Here is a 16,910-nt window from a genome sequence, read left to right on the forward strand (position 1 = left end):
CCTCACACGGTTGAAAGAGAATCGGCGCGACCTGGAATCGCGCCGGGGATCATGGCGTCAACCTATGAACGGCCCCTTGCCGGGTCAAGGATGCTCACGCCGACATGAAGGGATGCCAGCGCCGCGTCCAGCGCGGGGGCTGAAATCTCCATATATTCAAGGGCCTCGGTCCAGAGCAGGACTGCCCTGACGGGCTTCTGGGGATAAAGCCTTGAAAGCACTGCCCGGTACAGCGCCAGCTGCCGGACATAGCCAGCGGGCGCCTCGCCGGCGCTTTTGGGCGCCGTCTGGTTGGTCTTGAAGTCGACGATCAGGACCTCGTCCGGCGTCACCACCAGCCGGTCGATCTGTCCCGACACCAGCGCCGGCGGTCGGCCCGGCCGCTCGAGCCTGCCGACAATGGCGACCTCTGCCCGGCTGCCCGCGGCAAAGACCGGCGCAAAGCGCGGTTCCGCGATCAAGGCGAGCACCTTTTCCACCAGCGCGGCGCAGTCGGCCTCCGTCCAGTCGGCGGCATTGCGGGTCATGAAGCCGAGCGCGGCCTCACGCCGGCGCTCGACGGCGATATCGGGGAGGGATTGCAGCAGCCGGTGCACCAGCGTGCCGCGCTGGAGCGCCAGTGCGCGTGACTGCACTGATTCGTCCAATCTTACGCTGCGGCCTTCCGCGGTCGACTGGCCGGAAGGGCGCACCGGATCGTCGTCGATGGCCTCTCGCGCCGCCGGCGTCCGCAGCCAATCCGGCAGCGTGATCGTGTGGTCCACGGAGGCCGCTGGCGTGCCCAGCGCCGGGACATCCTCGGGGCGGGCAAATCGCGTCACCTTGCCGAGCGGCGTCTCGATGGTCTGCTTGTCCAGGCCCGAGCCTGATAGACCGGTGTCGATGAGGTCGTACCAGCTCAGCTTGCGCACCGTCCTCATATTGCCGGGCAGGCAACCGCCGACGATCAGCCGATCGGCCGCGCGCGTCATCGCGACATAGAGCAGGCGGCGATATTCGTCCTCGGTCTCCTCCAGCATAGCCTTGCGAGCGTCGGCGACCGGCTTCGGATCGTCTGCCTTGCGCCCGGCCCATACCACGACCTCGCCGCCATTGCCGCGCGGCACGTTGATCAGCCGGACGCGCTGCGAATCTGCGGGAGACGACGTCGTGTCGACCATGAACACGACGGAAGCCTCCAGGCCCTTGGCGCCATGCACCGTCATCACGCGTACCTCGTCGCGCGTGATCTCCATGTCGCGCTTCACCTCGGTGTCGGCCGAGCGCAGCCAGGCCATGAAACCCTGCAGCGAGGCGGGCGCCTTGCGCTCGAAATTCAGGGCCAGCTCCAGAAACTCGTCGAGCGCGTCATTGGCCTCGTGGCCGAGGCGACGCAGGATCCGTGCGCGTCCGCCATCACCGCCGAGCAGCCAGGCATAGAAAGCGAACGGCGTTTCCTCGCGCGCGCGCATCTCGCAGGCTTCAAGGCGACGCAGCACATTGGCGAATTTCTCGCTTTCAGTCGCATGTTCGCCGAGCGCGCGGCGGAGCGAACCCTTGCGGCCATGGGCCAGCTGAAAAAGATCGTCGTCATCGAGGCCGAACAGCGGGCTCTTCAGCGCTACCGCCAGCGCGAGGTCGTCCTGCGGCAGCAGCAGCGCGTCCGCGAGGTGCATCAGGTCGATGATCGCGATGTGCTCGGTCAGCTTCAGCCGGTCGGCGCCGGCGACCGGAACATTGGCGTGTTTCAGCGCCTGGATCACCGCATCGAACGCGTTGCCGCGCCGACGCACCAGGATCAGCACGTCGCCGTAGCGCAGTGGCCGCCGCTCGCCTTCGTGCCCGGTCAGTGTGCCGCTCTCCACCAGCCGCCTGATTTCAGCCTGGATACGGCGGGCGAGCTTGACCTCGGGGCTGGTGGCAGCGACGCCATCGAACGGCGCGCGCCAGCCCTCGATTTCCTGCCGCTCGTCGGCTTCGGCAAGGTCCCACAGCTCGATCACGCTGGGACCGGCATCGGCGAGCGCGTTGTGCAGGGGATGGCCGATCTCGATCGAATGGATGCTCTTGTAGATCTCGGGATCGCGGAAGACGCGATCGACCGAATGCAGGATCGCCGCGCCCGAGCGGAACGAATAAGTGAAGGCGACCGGATCGAATTTCAGCCCGGCCGCGGTGAACTTGCGGTGCAGTTCGCGACGGCGCGCGTCGAACTCGTGCGGCGCTGCGCCCTGAAACGAGAATATCGACTGCTTCTCGTCGCCGACAGCAAAGACCGTGCGGCTCAGCCCCTCGCGCGCGCCTTCGCCGGCCGTGAATTCGGAGATGATGTGTGCGACGATGTCCCATTGCCGCGGGCTGGTGTCCTGGGCCTCGTCGATCAGCACGTGATCGACGCCGCGGTCCAGCTTGTAATGCACCCAGCCGGAGGAGATGCGGTTGAGCATCGCCAGCGTCTTGTCGATGAGGTCGTCGTAGTCGAGCAGGCCGCGCTCCTGCTTTTCGCGGCGGTAGTTCGCGGCGGCCGCAGTGGCGATATGAAGCAGGGCCGCGGTGCGGTCGCGCATGGTCGCGGCGCGGCGCTTCTCGATAAGTCCACACAGGCGAGATGCTTCGTTCTCGAACAGGCGCGCGACGGATGGATTGCGCTCGCCGAACCCTTTGGTCAGCAACGCCTTGCGGGGCAGCTTTTCGTCGGTGAGGAAGACGGACAGATAGGCATCGACCTGCGCGGCGCCTGAAAACACCTTTGCTTCGCGGAGCCGGCTCGCCTGATCGTTGTCGGACTTGCTGCCGTCTTCCAGCGCGAACGCGATGTCGTCCCAGCGCGATCGCGGCAGGAACGGGCCGTCGAGAATCTCCGTCTCGACATCCTCGATGCGGTCGCTCGCATCGACACCCAGTACGGCCGCCAACTGCTCAGCCGCCGCGTCGGCGTTGCCGGCCTCGTCGGTCCACGCCATGAAATGATCGCGACTGAGGCACGCCTCGCGGACGACCTCCTTGAACGTGATGTCTGCAGCGCTCGCCATCGCTGTCAGCAGCGCGCGGCCGGTGACGGTCTCCGGATCGCGCGCAGCCTCCAAGAACACCTTCAGATTGGCGCGCTCCATCATGTCGGCCTGGTCACGCTCGTCGATGACGGAGAAGCGCGCGGGAACGTTGGCCTCGAACGGGAACTGCTGGAGCAGGCGGGTGCACAGAGCGTGGATGGTCTGCACCTTTAATCCGCCGGGCGTCTCAAGCGCGCAGGCGAAGAGCTTTCGCGCCTCGCGCCGCAGCTTTGCGTTGGAGTGGGGGATGCCGACGTCGCGGATCGCGGCGTCGAGCGCGGCATCGTCCAGCGTCACCCAGTGGCCAAGCATGTCGAACACACGTTCGGCCATGTTGGCGGCGGCGGCCTTGGTAAAGGTGATGCAGAGGATTTTTTCCGGCGGGACGCCCGACAGCAGCAGGCGGATGACGCGCTGCACCAGCACATGCGTCTTGCCCGAGCCGGCATTGGCCGACACGAAGGCCGACGCCGTCGGGTCCGACGCGCGCCTCTGAGTGTCGCGCACGGCATCCGGGATGGGGCGTAGCGCTTTCACCATTCCTCGATTCCCAATCCGCCGGCCGCGGACCATTCCTTGATCCGGGCGAGATTGTCATAGGTGCCGTAGCGGTTGGTCCACATCGGCAGGTTCAGCGAGGTATAGGGCTGGCTTTCGTCGTCGAAGGCGCGGATCAGCGCTTCGAGTTTGGCGCGCGCCTCCGTTGCCGCGGTGTCCGGCGGTTGCGGCTCGTCGCCCGGCTTGTATTTGAGCTCGAGGATGCGCTCTTCGCCCGGCGGGTTGTTACCGCTGAGGCGGACATAGACGAGCTGGCTCACCGACGCGCCGGCGTCGATGCCGGGGAAGCCGCCCTCGCGCAGGATCGCGGCCTCCAGCGTGAGTTGCGGCGACAGGCCCATGCGGACCTGCTTGCCGGTCGGCGGCTGGCCGGTCTTGTAGTCGAGGATGGCATAGCTGCCGCCCCGGCGCCGCTCGATGCGGTCAGCGCGGGCGGAAAGCCTGAAGCTGCGCTCGTTGTCGAGCCTGATCGAGATCTCGCCGCGCGTCTCCGCTGTGATCGCCTCGATCGCGTCGCGGCGCGCCGTCTCCCATTCGCCGAACCAGCGCGCGATGCGCTGGAAGCGTGGCCACCATAGCGCCCGTGCCTCGGGCCGCTCCATCAGCGGCGCAAAATGTTTTTCACCGATTGCGCGCAGCACATTTGCGGGATCGTCGGGCAGCTGTACGGCGAACGTCTCGGTGAATTCGCCGAGTGCATCGTGGATCGCCGAGCCGCGGTCGGCGGCCGAGAGCGGCATGTCGACGGGATCGAGCGCATCCAGGCGCAGAATGAGTTTGGCGTAGATCGTGTAAGGATCCCGCAGCCAGTCCTCGATCGCGGTGACCGACATTTTCAGCGGCCGCGTCGCGCGCGGCGGCCGTGGCTCCGGCTGCTTGACCGGCATAACCTCGGTGGGCTGATCCAGCGCGCCCGCGAATTGCACGTATTTTTCGCCGGCGCGAATCGCCGTCTTCCAGAGATCGTCGCCCGCGACGGCCTCCAGCCGGTGCAGGAACCGTGAGGCGACGGCTGGCGCGCCACCGGCCTTGGCGGAATGAGTAAGGATCACCTCGTCGCCGCCGAGCAGCTGCGCGAAGTCATGCGCGGAGAGGCCGATGCGCCGCTCCGGCAGATCGAGGCCAAGTTCGTGCCGCATCGGCCGGCTGAGCCAGGGGTCGATCCGCGGCGCCGGCGGCCAGACGCCTTCGATCAGGCCGCCGACGATGACGCGGTCGGCCTGCATCAGGCGTGATTCCAGCGGACCGTAGATCTGCAGGCGCGCGCCGGGCTTGTCCCGTCGCCGCACCGCACGATCGCCGAATGCGGTCTGGAAGACGTCGGCATAGTCGGGCAGCGTGACCATGAGCCCGCTGGTCGTGCCGCCGCGCAGCAGATCGTCGAAGGCGCTTGCGAGCGCGAGGCCTTCGCGTTCCTCGAAGGCGAGCGCAACGCCCTGCTCGTCGCGCGACAGGTCGATCAGGATCTCGCGATGGCGATGCGCGAGTTCGGCGAAGTCGATTGGCTTGGATGACGCAAGGCTTTCGATCGGCGCCAACGCTTGTCGGAGCGTGTCGATCAGCGCCTGGATACGATCGAGATCTTCCGCCTTGAGCCGCGCACGCGGCTCGGCCGCATGCAGCGCGGAAAATTCGCTGCGCCACAGCTTCGCCAGCTCCTCGCGGAAGCGGTTGAATTCGCGCAGCAGGCCGCGCGTAGACGCGGGCGGGCGCGTGCCGCGCAGGACCGCCAGCTCGAGCCCTTCGATCGATGCCTTCCATGCGCCGGGTAGGCGGCCGAGCCGGCACAGTGGATGTTTCAGCATTGCCAGCAGTGTCGCCGGCTCCAGGCCCTTGGTCGCCGCCTCTGCGGCGAGCCGCGCGAAGACGCCCGCGGAGGTTTCCATCAGCACATCACCGCCGGAATCATCGAAGGCGAGATCCCACCGCGTCAGCGCCGCCATCACCCGCCGCGCCAGCGCACGATCGGGCGTCACCAGTGCCGCCGATTTGTCGAGATGACGCGCCTCGCGCATCGCGATGGCGATCGCGAGCGCTTCCATTTCCGTGTTGGGCGCTTCGACCACGGCGAGATTTGCCATGCCGCCAGCGATCTTCGCAGCGACCTCAGGCTGTTTCAGCCGGTCATGCCAGACTTCCGTCTTGGCCGACGGCCGCATCGATTCCGATGCGAGAAGATCGCGACCGCCGTCTGATGGTGGCTGAAGGATCTCGACATCGCTGCGCTTGATGCCGAAGCGATCCAGCAGCGCATGCATCGCATATTGCGGGTGGTTCGGGGCCGGATGCTCGGCGAACTTGCCGAGCGAATCGCGCACGCCACCGATCGTGCGCCAGGCGTCGTCATCGAGATCGGTGTCGAGGCCCGGCAGCACCACGGCGCCGTGCGGCAGCGCGGCGACCGCATGCAGGAATTTCGCGGTGGCCGGCATCGAGCCGGTCGAGCCGGCCGCGATCACGGGCCCGTGCGGATGTGCGGTCAGGCGTCTGGCTTCGGCCGCGATCAGCAGGTCGCGCCGCGCCGCGGGCTCGATGCGGTTGATCTCGGCGAGATGGTTCGGCCACGTCTCGCTGGCAATATTCAAGAACTGGAGAGAATGCTGCCAGTATTGATCAAGCTGATCCGGCACCAGGTCCCGGAGCTTGCCCCAGTCGACGCCGCGCGTGACCATGTCGTCGATCAGGCGCGCGAGATCTCCGGCGAGCGCCAGCGTCGAGGCGGGACCGCCGACCACCAGCGGTGCCAGCACCGGGCCCTTGGCCCAGGCGGCAACGAGTTGCGCCAGCGTCAGTCGCCGTTCGAGTTCACCAAGCCGCGGTGGAATGTCGAGCGGCGTTGCGCCGGAAAACTCCTCGCCCTCGTCGGCGAAGGCGAGCTCATCCTCGTCGATATCGCCGAGTGCGACGATGCGCGGCAGCACCACGGCGTCGGCCTTCATCTCGTCGAGGAAGATCTCGCGGACGACGCGCATGGCGCGCCTCGTCGGCAGATACAATGTGGCGTCCGCGAGTCGCGCCGGTTCCTTGCGCGCCTCGAATCCCTCGACCAGCCGGCCATCGAGCAGAGCCGAGACGATCGTGCGCAGGAACGGAACCGAGAGGGGGACGCTGAAAACGCGCATGAGCTGCCTGATTCGAAGATCAGGCGCCAATATAGGCAGGTGGACTCAAATGGATATGGGGCGAGGGGAGATAGTCCCCGCTGTTCGTGGGACTTCGCAGGCACCCTACGGCACCCTCTCCGGAGCGGCCCTACGCCACGCTTTCCAGGAACGCCTCTTCCGCAGCGTGCACCGCATCGGGCGTTCCGACATGCATCCAGACGCCGTCGAGGCGGAGGCCGAACAGGCGCTCCTGCTCGTTGGCGCGGTCGAACATTTTCGTCAGCGAGAATTCGCCCTGCGGCGCACCTTCGAAGATCTTCGGCGACAGGATGGCCGCGCCCGCATAGACGAACGGGACGATCTCCTTTTCCTTGCGCTTGCGCAGCGCGCCGTCGGGCAGCATGCCGTAATCGCCGCGACCGTTATAGCCGATGCTGGTCGCGGTCGGCGCCATCAGCAGCAGAATGTCCATGCTTGCAGGGTCGAAATTTTCCGCAAGCCGCGTCAGGTTGGAGCGCACGCCGTCGATCCACAGCGTATCGGAATTGACGTGGAAGAATGGCGCATCGCCGAGCAGCGGCAATGCCTTGACCACGCCGCCGCCGGTGCCGAGCACCTGATCGCGCTCGTCCGAGATGATCACCCGCGGATGCTGGCGCGACGCGGTGTGGTCGATGATCTGGTCGGGCAGATAGTGCACGTTGACCACCGCTTCGGTGACGCCGGCCCGGCCGAGCTTGTCGAGCACATGGTCGAGAAGCGGCTGGCCAGCCACCGGCACCATCGGCTTCGGCATCTTGTCCGTCAGTGGACGCATGCGCAGGCCGAACCCTGCGGCTAGCACCATGGCCTTGGTCGGTTTGACGGGCATGCTTGGCTTTCTCGAACCTTCCGAAATTCGCGTTTGCGGCAATGCTAGCACGGACCGGACCAGGCCGCACCGCAACTGGACCGCCTTAACCAGCCGCCGTGACGGTTGTACGACGTGTGTTGCGCTCACGCCCCAACGGTTGTGGAACGCGCCTTTTTCTTCCTGTCGCCGGGCTTGAGGAAATTGACGCCGATCTGGTCGCCATTCACCCAGGCCAGTTCGCAGCGCCGGTAAGCGAGTCCGGTCGACGACAGGACCAGAAAGAATTCCTTCAGATGCAGACCCTCGACCGAGCCGTCGATGGTCAGTTTGGCGCCGCCCTCGGAGACGTCCTCCATGGTGCATTCGCGCCGCCAGGTGCCGTCGATCCCCATCATCTGGGCCGGAACCCCACGTTCGAAAACAACCCTGCCGTTTCCGCGATGGTCCGTCTTGACCGCCATCTGCCCTTGCTCCAGCCCCGTACTTGTCCGGGTGCCCACGGGCGATAATACCGATGCGATGGCTAACAGGTGGTAAACCGGTTCCGGCTCAGGGTCGCGGCGGCGGGACGTTGGCAAGATACCAGTCGCGCAGATGCTCAAGCGACGGATGTGCCAGGGATCGCTGGAGATAGGTCCAGATCCGCGGCTGGTGGCGCAGATAGTGCGGCTTGCCGTCGCGGCGGTTGAGCCGGGCGAAGGTGCCGAGCAGGCGCGTGTTGCGCTGCGCCGACATGATGGCATAGAGCTCGGCGAATCCGGCCGCATCGAAGTTCGCATCGGCGGCGCGGCGCGCCTTGATGTAGCGCGACAGCAGCGTCAGCTCGAGCGCTTCGGGCACGTCGATGCGGGCGTCCTGCAACAGCGACACCACGTCATAGGAGTGCGGTCCGAGCACGGTGTCCTGGAAGTCGATCACGCCGACGCGCGCCATGCCGGTGCGGTCCGCAAGCCAGATCAGATTCGGCGAGTGGTAGTCGCGGATGATCCAGGTTTTTGGCGCGGCCAGCGGCTTCTTCAGCAGCTCGCGCCACATCGCAAAGAACTCCGCGCGCTTCGCATCGCTCAGCGGCGCGTTGCGATCGGGCAGATACCATTCCGGCATCAAGCCGATCTCGATCAGCAATGCCTCGGTGTCCCACGCCGGAATGGCATAGGTCTGCCCGTCCAGCGGCAGCGTCTCCGGCAGCGTCTTGCCGTGCAGCGCAGCCAGCACGTCGGTCGCGGCTTCATAACGCTCCGTGATCGGGCGGGGCGGATCGCCTTCGATCACGCCTTCGCTGCCGAAATCCTCCGAGATCAGAAAACCGTGGTCGAGATCGAAATGGTGAATTTTCGGCGCCGAGATCCCCGCCGCGCGCAAGCCCTCGTCGATGGCGACGAAGGGTTTGATGTTTTCGGCGAGATACACAGCGGCGCTGTAGGACTTTCCATGATAGATCGCGGCGCCATCGGGACGCTGCGGCGAGTTCATGAGGATGACGACGCCATCGTCGCGGATCAGACGCGCATAGGAGCGCGTCGAGGCATCGCCAGGCATGCGCTTGCGTGTCGCGCCGATGTAACCGGATCTGTCGAGAAATTCGCGCAGCGTCTTCAGCCGCGCCACGACGGCCGCGCTCTTGCCGTAACCGGTGATGTCGGCGGCGCGCGCATTGGAGCCCAGCGCCGGGCGATGCGTCAGCGCGATGTCGATGCGATCCTCGGGCATCGCCAATGGCGCGCGCTCCGGCCATTCAATCAGCACCAGCGTGGCATCGGGCAAGGGCGACAGCCCGATCTCCTCGAGCTCGCTTTCGTCCTCGACGCGATAGAGATCGGCGTGCATCACGGCAAAGGCTGGTAGCTCGTAGCCCTGCACCAGCGTGAAGGTGGGGCTCGGCACTTCCAGCTCGTCGTCGCCGGCGAGGTAGCGGATCAGGCTGCGCGCCGCGGCGGTCTTGCCGGCACCGAGATCGCCCGTCAGCGTGATGGTATCGCCAGGGCCGACCAGCAACGCGAGGTCGGCCATCAATTGCGCGGTAGCCGTCTCGTTGTGAAGCGCGACGGAGAATGTGGTCGGCGCGGTCATTCGGCGGCGTCGCGATGCGCCGCCTGGTCGGTCGGGAAGTCGCAGATCACGACCGTGCCTTTGCCGACGACCGAATCCACCTGCACCCTGCCGCCATGCAGTTCGACGAAGGAGCGCACCAGCGACAGCCCTAGCCCGGCGCCGCGGTGACGCGAGCCCTGTGAGCGGCTTTCGAACCAGTTGAACACCTTGTCCTTCATGTCGGCAGGTATTCCAGGTCCGGAATCTGTCACAATGAAGACGACGCTGCGCTCGGTGCGGCGCGCGCTGATGCCGACGGTGGAATCCTGCGGTGAGAAGCCGACGGCGTTGGCGAGCAGGTTATAGAGCACCTGCACCACGCGTTTTTCGTCGCCGATGAAGCTGCCGACATCGGGCGCGATCTCGACCTTGAGGCGGATGCGGTCGGTGGCGAGCCGGTCCTGGATGCCTTCGGCGGCAAGCTCGATGGTCTTGCTGACGTCGACCGGGCCGAGCTCCAGCTTCATGGCGCCGGCGTCGATCGTGGCGAGGTCGAGAATGTTGTTGGTGAGCGCCAGCAGCGCGTTGGTCGATTTGGTGACGTAGTCGAGATATTCAGCCTGCTTCGGCGTCAGCGGCCCGGTCGAGGGGTCGCTGAGGAAATGCGCGAAGCCGATGATGGTGGTCAGCGGCGAGCGCAGCTCGTAGGAGACATGGTGGACGAAATCCACCTTCATCTGGTCGGCGGTCTCCAACGCCTCGTTGCGCTCGCGCAGCGCGCGCTCGACGTTTTCGGTGTCGGTGATGTCGAGGAATGTCAGCATGGTCGCGCCGTCCGGCAGCGGACGGATCATGCCGTCGAGCACGCTGCCGTCCTTGCGCTCCAGTTTCAGCGGCACGTCGGCGCGGTTCTCGATCGAGGTGATGGCCTCGCGGATCTGGCGCCAGACCACGGGATCGTCGAACAATTGATGGCACCAGCCTTCGACGGTCTGGATATGCGGCTCCTCCCGCATGGCGTCGTTGGAGAGCTTCCACATCCGCAGGAAGGCCGGATTGAACAGCTGCGCCTTGCCGTTGCTGCCGAACACCGCGACGCCTTCGGCGAGACTGTCGAGGGTCTCGCGCTGGACCCTGATCATGCCGTCGAAGCGGCGGGCGAGCTCGAGGCTCTCGGTGACGTCGTCGAACAGATAGGTGACGCCGCCTTCCGGATTCGGCGTGGTGACGACGGAGAGTGCGCGGCCGTCCGGCAGGTACCAGGTGTCCTTGGCGGCCTCGACCGCGCGATAGGCCTCGTGCAGCTTGGCTTTCCAGGCGCGGAAGTCCGGCTGCTCCGGCAGTTTTCGCGCGGCCCTGAGCTTGTCGAGCACGCTGGAATCATCAGGATTGGCATCCAGGAAGGTACGATCGAGGTCCCAGAGCCGCCGATAGGAATCGTTGTAGAAGGCGAGACGGCGCTGGCCGTCGAACACGGCAACGCCGGAGGAGAGCTGGTCGAGCGTGCGGCGATGCGCCTCCGCCATCCGCACCAGCGCGGCACTCAGCGCATCGGCTTCGCTGGCGTCGATCGCGACGCCGACACTGCCATTGCCGACATTGACGGCGCGCACGTCGTACATGCGCCGCTCGCCGCCGGTCACGATCGGCAGCCGCGAGGAGAAGTGAGCCGCCTCCTTCAGGCTGCGCTCCATGGCGGTGCGGTCGGCGCTGTCGAGCAGCTCGAGATTGCGCTCCTGGGCGTCGCTGATGCTGGTCGCTTCCGTCGCACGCACATAGGCCGGATTGGCGAAGTTCAGCGCGCCGTTCTCGCCCTTGGCCCAGATCGGCCATGGCGCCGCCGCGGCGAAGCCCCGCAGCATCTCGGTTTCGTCGGCGAGCGCCTTGTAGCGCAGATTGGTTTCGGCAAGTTCGCGCCGCAAGCCGGACAATTCACGAATACGGACGATGGCCTGGCCTCCGATGGCGCGGCCGAGCGCTTCCAGCGTGTGGCCGTTGGCGGTGGTCAGCGTGAGCTGGAAGCCGTCGCCGCGTTCGCGCAAGCCGTCGACGGCGTGATCCATCTGCAGCGCCGGTTCCGGCGGCAGCCAGGTTCCGAAGGCGAGCACGCGCTGCGGCGAGGAGTCGCGCGGCAGCACCAGGGAGATGTCGCCCGAAATCTGCGCGCGATCATCGCCTGCCGGCCAGGAGATCAGGACCTGCGGCTCGGCGAACAGCAGAGCGCCGAAGCGGTCGGTCTGCAGCTGGAGTTCCCTGATCCGCCCGCGCAACGCCGCCTCGTTCCTGGCGGTGCGCACGCGCGTGCGCATCAGGAGGATCGCGGCCACCACCGTGAAACCGAGCAGAGCCAGCGCGGTGGCGAGCACAGCGAGTTCCTGCCGGTTGAAATCCAGCAAATTCGAGAGTGTATCGACGAGATCGGCGGCCTTCGCCGACTCAGCCGGCAGCAGCGCTGCGAGAGCGCCTCCCAGCAGGCCGTTGCGCACCAACGATGTGCACGACAGCAGCGTCCGACGCATCGACACGATCACGCCTGACATAGTTGCCCCAAGACCGCACGAATTGACCGCACTGCGACCCCCGTCGCGCGCGAATCAAACGACAATACCCTCACCGAGACTCCACCGGTAAGAGTCCAGACCGTGAACGCAAAGGTGGCCCCAAAAAAATGCCGGGCGCGAGGTTCCGGTTACACGTAGTTCCGCGGGTGATTCGGGTGGAGATGCCGCGCGTAGTCGAATGGATGAGACTCGATCGCGCTCCAGCAAAGGTGCGTTCCCTCCCCCTTGGGGGCCCTTGGGGGGGAGGGCTAGGGAGAGGGGTAGCCCAGGAAGAGGTGCAGTTGTCGGCAATGCAAACAGGACTGGTGCGCGATCGATTGAATCCCCGTGTGACACCCCCCTCCCTGACCCTCCCCCACAAGGGGGGAGGGAACGGAGAGAGTGCCGCTGTGGGCTCAACACGACTCCGACTTCAGCGCATCAGGCTCTACCGCCCCGTCGAGCCAAATCCGCCGGCGCCGCGGTCGGTCGCGGACAACGTCGCGACCGGAACCAGCGCTGCCTGGACCACGGCCGCGATCACCAACTGCGCAATGCGCTCGCCGCGCTTGATCACGAACGGCGCCTGGCCGTGGTTGATCAGGATCACCTTGATCTCGCCGCGGTAGTCGGCGTCAACAGTGCCGGGCGCGTTCAGCACGGTGACGCCGTGCTTGGCGGCGAGTCCCGAGCGCGGCCGCACCTGGGCCTCAAAGCCTGATGGCAGGGCGATCGCGAGTCCCGTCGGCACCAACGCATATTGGCCCGGCGCGAGCGTCATCGGCTCGCTGTCAGCCACCGCCGCCATCAGGTCGAGGCCTGCGGCATCAGCGGTCTGATAGGCGGGCAGCGGCAGGCCTTCGGCGTGGGCCAGTTGCTGCAGTTCGACGGTGACCTTCGCGCTCAAGAGGCCGGCTCCGAGAATTTGTTGGCGGATTTGTCGACGGATGTGTGGGTCACGCTTTTCACGATATGCGCGACCAGTTCGATCGCGACCTGTTCCTTGGTCATGACAGGCCAGGAATCAACTGTGATCTCGCTGTTCGCAGCATTCTTGCTGATCAGGTGCACCGTGTTGCGGTCGCCGCCCATCACGCCTGTTGCGGGCGAGACGTCGTTGGCGACGATCCAGTCGCAGCCCTTGCGGGCGAGTTTTGACTTCGCGTTGTCGATGAGGTGCTCGGTCTCGGCTGCAAAGCCGATCACCAGCGGCGGACGCTTGTCGGCGAGCTTGGAGATCGTGGCGAGAATGTCGGGGTTTTCGACCAGTTGAAGCGGGGGCATGCCGGCCGAAGTCTTCTTCAGCTTCTGCTCGCCTTCATTGGCAACGCGCCAGTCGGCGACGGCGGCGGCGAAGATCGCGATGTCGGCGGGAAGCGCTGATTGCACCTGCTCCAGCATCTGCCGCGCCGATTCGACGTGCTTGACGGTGACGCCAGCGGGATCATCGAGATCGACCGGGCCACTGACCAGGATCACCTCGGCACCCGCGGCCTGCGCAGCGGCCGCAATCGCAAAGCCCTGCTTGCCGGAAGAGCGATTGGCGATGTAGCGCACCGGATCGATCGGCTCGTGCGTCGGACCCGCCGTGATCAAGACACGCTTGCCGGCGAGCGGCCGCGGCACCGGGGGCCGCAGCAATTTCTCGGCAGCGGTGGCGATCTCGATTGCTTCGGACATGCGGCCGACTCCGGCTTCGCCCGCCTCGGCCATCTCGCCGGAGTTCGGTCCGATCAGCAGCACGCCGTCGCGTTGAAGCTGCGCGACATTGCGGCGGGTCGCCGCGTTGTTCCACATCAGCGGATTCATCGCCGGCGCCAGCAGGATCTTTCGGTTGGTTGCAAGCAGGATCGCGCTGGCGAGATCGTCGGCATGGCCATTGGCCATCTTCGCCATCAGATCGGCAGTCGCCGGCGCCACCACGATCAGATCGCAGTCGCGCGCGAGGCGGATATGGCCGGCGTCGAACTCGCTCTGGGGATCGAACAGATCGGTATGGACGCGCTCATGGGAGAGAGCGCTCACCGAGAGCGGGGTGACGAATTGCTCCGCGGCCTTGGTCAGCACGCAGCGAACCTCGATGCGCCGTTCCTTCAGCCGGCGGATCAGGTCGAGTGATTTGAACGCCGCGATCCCGCCGCCGATGATCAGGGTGACGCTGGCCTCAGGGACGGCGCTGGAGCGCAAGGACGCAGGCGCGGGGGAAGCTTCGGGCGGCGCTGAAAACGGCGTCAGCGGTTCCTCGCGGCCCTCGATCAGCTCCCCGAGGATGACCCGCACCTCTTCCTCGACCGACCTGCGGTTCCGGGCCGAGCGCAGGCGCAGATAGGTTTTGACGCCCTCGTCGAGCTTGCGGATGGTCAGGCTGGCCATGACGCCCTCCAGCACGAAATGATAGCGATGCTATCACTCTCGTGATTGCAGTGCAATCACGTTTTTGGCAATCATAGATTCCGGACGGCGATCAGGATGCCGATGAAGGTCGCGGCGATGATCCAGAGCGCCACGGTGCGCCAGCGGGTCTTGCGACCCTCGCTGCGCCCCATCGCGGCGATGCTCTCGGGCGACAGCCTGATGCCTTCGCGGGTCATGGTTTCGAGCTGCTCGAGCACCGTGACCGAGCGCTGCACGATATCAGGCAGTCGCATCAGCACCTTGGCGATGTCGCCGCCGCCGGCCAGCGCGCCCTGCACGCGGCCGATCGGGCCAAGATTGCGCTCGATCCATTCGCGGACGACAGGATCGGCGACTTTCCAGATGTCGAGCTTGGGATCGAAGCCGCGCGCCACGCCCTCGACCACCACCATGGTCTTCTGAAGCAGGATCAACTCGGGCCGCGTCGTCATGTCGAACAGGCCTGTGACCTCGAGCAGCAGCGTGAGCAGCCGCGCCATCGAGATCTCCTCGGCGGTGCGGTTGTGAATGGGCTCGCCGATGGCGCGGATGGCCTGCGCGAAATTCTCGACCGAATGATGCGAGGGGACGTAGCCCGCTTCGAAATGCACCTCGGCGACACGGCGATAGTCGCGGGTGATGAAGCCGAGCAGGATTTCGGCGAGGAAGCGCCGCTCCTTCATGCCGAGCCGGCCCATGATGCCGAAATCGACCGCGACCAGACGGCCGGCGTCGTCGAGGAACAGGTTTCCGGGATGCATATCGGCGTGGAAGAAGCCGTCGCGCAGCGCGTGGCGCAGAAAGCTCTGGATCACCTTGCGGCCGAGATCGGGCAGATCGACCTGTGCCTCTGCCAGCCGCTTGTGGTCGTTCAGCGCGATGCCGTCGATCCACTCCATCGTCAGCACGTTGTGCGTGGTGCGGTCCCAGTCGACGGTTGGTACGCGGAAATCAGGATCGTCGCGCGTGTTCTCCGCCATCTCCGACAGCGCCGCCGCTTCCAGCCGCAGGTCCATCTCCATCGCGACCGACCGCGACATGGTGTTGATGACCTCGACCAGGCGCAGGCGCCGCGCCTCGGCGGAATAAGCCTCGGCCTTGTGGGCAACAAAGAAGAAATCCGAGAGGTCGCGGCGGAAGCGCGCGGCCACGTTCGGCCTGAGCACCTTGACCGCGACAGCCTTGCGGATGCCGTCGCGTTCCACTTCGCCGCGATGCACCTGTGCGATCGAGGCGGCCGCCACCGGTGGGCCGAAGCTTGCAAACACATCCTTCAGCGGCCGTTCCAGCGAGGTCGAGATCGCAGCTTCAGCCTCGGCTTGCGGAAACGGCGGCAGACGATCCTGCAGGCTTTCGAGGTCCCGCGCCATGTTGAAGCCGACGACATCGGGGCGCGTCGCCAGGAATTGGCCGAGCTTGAGATAGGCCGGACCCATTCGCGTCAGCGCGCGCGAGATTCGTGGTCCGTGCTTGTCGCCACGGCGTTCGACCAGGCGCGCAAGCTTCAGCGCGAGCTGTCCGGGCGGTGGCACCAGGCTCGGGTCGACGGCGCCGAACACGCCCTCGCGGGCAAACACGAACGCGGCGCGGATCAGGCGCGTCATGTGGGTGATGGCAGAGATCACAAACGCCAGCCCGAATGCAGTGCGACGATGCCGCCGGTCAGGGTTTGCCAGCTCACGCGGGAAAAGCCGGCGTCGCGGATCATGTCGGCGAACGCGTTCGGCTTCGGAAATTTGCGGATCGATTCGACGAGGTACCGGTAGGATTCCGCATCGCCCGTGACCATGCGCCCGAGCGGTGGGATCACCCTGAACGAGAACAGGTCGTAGAGCTTGTCGAGGCCGGGCATCTCGACGGTGGAGAATTCCAGGCACAGGAAGCGGCTGCCGGGCTTGAGCACGCGATAGGCTTCGCGCAGCGCCTTGTCGATTTGCGGTACGTTGCGAATGCCGAACGCGATCGTATATGCGTCAAAGCTGCGGTCGGCGAAGGCGAGGGCTTCGGCGTTGCCCTCGACGAAATCGACCTGGGTGTCGAGGTGGCGCTTGGCGGCACGCTCGCGGCCAACGGCAAGCATGTCGGAATTGATGTCGCAGACGGTGGCGTGGAAGCCCGGGCCTGCCGCCTTGGCGGCGCGGAACGAGATGTCGCCGGTGCCGCCGGCAACGTCGAGCAAGGCGAACGGCCGGTCGCTCCTGGGCGGGTTGAGGGCGCCGATCATGATGTCCTTCCAGACCCGGTGCAGGCCACCGGACATCAAATCGTTCATCAGGTCATAGCGCGACGCCACGCTGTGAAACACATCGTTCACCAGCGTCTGCTTGTCCTCCAGGGGAACGTCCCTGAAGCCAAAATGCGTGGTTTCGCCCGGCCGATCCATGACTCTACTCCAACC

10 protein-coding genes are annotated in these 16,910 nt (G+C 66.0%); all 10 read right to left on the reverse strand.

Features of this window, described 5'->3' with window-relative positions:
• Window positions 1-62 precede the first annotated feature (62 nt).
• The 10 genes from addA to ubiE all read right to left on the reverse strand — a co-directional run bounded on the left by addA (window position 63) and on the right by ubiE (window position 16,895).
• A complete protein-coding gene (addA, locus tag JQ621_RS15830) occupies window positions 63-3,572 on the reverse strand; it encodes a double-strand break repair helicase AddA (RefSeq protein WP_212235641.1) in 3,510 nt (1,169 codons plus the stop codon).
• Complete coding sequence (addB, locus tag JQ621_RS15835) at window positions 3,566-6,712, reverse strand: double-strand break repair protein AddB (RefSeq protein WP_212235642.1); 3,147 nt, start codon at window positions 6,710-6,712, stop codon at window positions 3,566-3,568. Before addB ends, addA begins: the two co-directional genes overlap by 7 nt.
• 130 nt (window positions 6,713-6,842) lie before the next feature.
• On the reverse strand, window positions 6,843-7,565 hold the full coding sequence (locus JQ621_RS15840) for a nucleotidyltransferase family protein (RefSeq protein ID WP_212235643.1): 723 nt from the start codon (window positions 7,563-7,565) through the stop codon (window positions 6,843-6,845).
• A 125-nt stretch (window positions 7,566-7,690) separates the two neighbouring features.
• Entirely contained in the window at window positions 7,691-8,008 is a 318-nt protein-coding gene (locus JQ621_RS15845; protein WP_212235644.1) for a PilZ domain-containing protein, read from the reverse strand.
• 88 nt (window positions 8,009-8,096) lie between these two features.
• Entirely contained in the window at window positions 8,097-9,617 is a 1,521-nt protein-coding gene (gene tsaE, locus JQ621_RS15850) for a tRNA (adenosine(37)-N6)-threonylcarbamoyltransferase complex ATPase subunit type 1 TsaE (protein WP_212235645.1), read from the reverse strand.
• Window positions 9,614-12,118 (reverse strand): PAS domain-containing sensor histidine kinase, encoded by a 2,505-nt coding sequence (locus JQ621_RS15855; RefSeq protein WP_212235646.1) that lies wholly within the window; start codon window positions 12,116-12,118, stop codon window positions 9,614-9,616. Before JQ621_RS15855 ends, tsaE begins: the two co-directional genes overlap by 4 nt.
• 448 nt (window positions 12,119-12,566) lie before the next feature.
• Complete coding sequence (gene dut, locus JQ621_RS15860) at window positions 12,567-13,025, reverse strand: dUTP diphosphatase (protein WP_212235647.1); 459 nt, start codon at window positions 13,023-13,025, stop codon at window positions 12,567-12,569.
• Window positions 13,022-14,491: a bifunctional phosphopantothenoylcysteine decarboxylase/phosphopantothenate--cysteine ligase CoaBC gene (gene coaBC, locus JQ621_RS15865; RefSeq protein WP_212235648.1), complete on the reverse strand. Its 1,470-nt coding sequence runs from the start codon at window positions 14,489-14,491 to the stop codon at window positions 13,022-13,024. The genes dut and coaBC overlap by 4 nt, the downstream gene beginning before the upstream one ends.
• A gap of 71 nt (window positions 14,492-14,562) precedes the next feature.
• A complete protein-coding gene (gene ubiB, locus JQ621_RS15870) occupies window positions 14,563-16,137 on the reverse strand; it encodes a 2-polyprenylphenol 6-hydroxylase (protein ID WP_212235649.1) in 1,575 nt (524 codons plus the stop codon).
• Complete coding sequence (gene ubiE / locus JQ621_RS15875; protein ID WP_212235650.1) at window positions 16,134-16,895, reverse strand: bifunctional demethylmenaquinone methyltransferase/2-methoxy-6-polyprenyl-1,4-benzoquinol methylase UbiE; 762 nt, start codon at window positions 16,893-16,895, stop codon at window positions 16,134-16,136. The genes ubiB and ubiE overlap by 4 nt, the downstream gene beginning before the upstream one ends.
• Between the last annotated feature and the right edge of the window lie 15 nt (window positions 16,896-16,910).

Origin of the sequence: Bradyrhizobium manausense (assembly GCF_018129685.1) — a bacterium.
Classification (GTDB): Bacteria; Pseudomonadota; Alphaproteobacteria; order Rhizobiales; family Xanthobacteraceae; genus Bradyrhizobium; species Bradyrhizobium manausense_D.